Source organism: Adlercreutzia wanghongyangiae (genome assembly GCF_035989245.1).
In the GTDB taxonomy this organism is placed as follows: domain Bacteria; phylum Actinomycetota; class Coriobacteriia; order Coriobacteriales; family Eggerthellaceae; genus Adlercreutzia; species Adlercreutzia wanghongyangiae.
On the sequence record NZ_JAYMFF010000041.1, the window covers coordinates 1 to 1,621 of the forward strand.

1 protein-coding gene is annotated in these 1,621 nt (G+C 71.4%); it reads left to right on the plus strand.

Going from position 1 to position 1,621, the window contains the following annotated elements:
- The first annotated feature begins 132 nt into the window (after nucleotides 1-132).
- A complete protein-coding gene (locus VIN30_RS11510; protein WP_338211635.1) occupies nucleotides 133-1,392 on the plus strand; it encodes an IS30 family transposase in 1,260 nt (419 codons plus the stop codon).
- The last annotated feature ends 229 nt before the right edge of the window (nucleotides 1,393-1,621 follow it).

Consider the following 1,621-nt stretch of genomic DNA (forward strand, 5'->3'; position numbering starts at 1 on the left):
CGTTGAATTTTAAGTTCATCCGTACACCACCTTCTTTTCTCAAGACTCAGCTGGACACGTTCGGCTGAGTTCGGTAACAACCTTCCCAGGAGCGGCGCCGAGGCGGCGCCGCGCGAGCGGAAGGAGATTCCGATGTCCGGGAAGAGAAGGCAGAGAAGGTACAGGAGGCTCGATCGCGCCGAGAGGGCCGCGATCGAGCGCGGGCTGGACAAGAACCGGTCGGCGCGGGAGATGGCGCGCGACCTGGGGCGCTCCCAGTCCAGCGTCGCCGACGAGGTCAGGCGCAACCGCACGGTGTCCCGCGGCCCGGCCAAGGGCGAGCGGGTCGAGTCGGTGCCCGAGGGCGCCTGCGCCAGGCTCAAGGGGTGGCCCCACGTGTGCAACGGCTGCAACAAGCGCCGCTACCACTGCGGGCGCCCGTTCCGCTGCGAGTACTCCGCGGCCCGCGCCCAGGGCCTCGCCGACGGGACGCTGTCCGATTCCAGGCGCGGCGTCGACCGCTCCGAGGGGGAGTTCGAGCGGATAGCCGCCGCCATCAGGGCCGACCTGGCCCGCGGGCTGTCGCCCGCCCAGATATCGGCCGGGCGCTCCCGCGAGTTCAGGGCCGCCCCCTCCACCATCTACCGCTGGATCGACAGGGGCTACGCCGGCATGTCCAACATGGAGCTGAGGCGCAAGGTGGGCTACAAGGAGAGGAGGAAGGGCGCGCCCCGGCCCACCTCCCACGGCCCCGAGCGCTCCTTCGCCGCCTTCTCGGCGCTGCCGGAGGCCGCGCGGGAGGCCGCCTGCGAGATGGACACGGTGATCGGCAGGTCCTCGGACCGGCAGTGCGTGCTCACGCTCTACCTGCGCTGCTGCCGCGCCCAGGTGCTGCTGCTTCTGCCCGAGAGGTCGTCGAGCGCGGTGGCCGCCGCGCTCGACATGCTGGAGACGGCCGTGGGCGGGGCCGCCTTCCAGCGCATGCTCGGGCTGGTCCTCACCGACAACGGGGCGGAGTTCTCCGACTGGGAGTCGCTGGAGAGGTCGTGCCTGCCGGGTGCGGGCGCCCGCTGCAGAGTGTACTACTGCGACGTGAGGCAGTCCCAGCAGAAGGGCGGCTGCGAGCGCAACCACGTGGAGCTCAGGAAGCTCCTGCCCAAGGGCCGCGGCATATCGTTCGACGACCTGGAGCCGGCCGACATGGCGGCGGCGATGTCGCAGCTCAACTCCGAGCCCAGGCCCTCGATGGCGTTCATGGCGCCGGCGCGGGCGCTGCTGGCGGCCTACGGCGACGACGGCGCCGCGCTCATGGACGCGCTCGGCATGGAGGAGGTTCCCTACGGGGAGCTGCTGATGGGCGTCGAGGCGATCGACCGCGCCAGGCGCGAGAGGGGGTCTGAGCCGCTGGCCTAGCCAGGCCGACAACCGAACAGCCCCCTCCGAAGGCCCGTCCGGCTGAGTCCGAGAGCGCCCCCGCGCGGGCCGGCGGAGCCGTGCGCCAAAACCCAGCCGTACGGAGAGAGGAGGCGGCGCCGGCAGCCGTCGACCCCGAAAAAGGGCGGCCGGCCCCTTGCGGGGCCGTCCGGCTAACTGGGAAAACCCTGCCGTCGCTCAGGCGTTCGGCTGGCTCTGCAATTCAACC

Coding starts and splice junctions, on each gene's coding strand:
- VIN30_RS11510 (WP_338211635.1), top strand. CDS start 133: ATGTCCGGGAAGAGAAGGCAGAGAAGGTACAGGAGGCTCGATCGCGCC.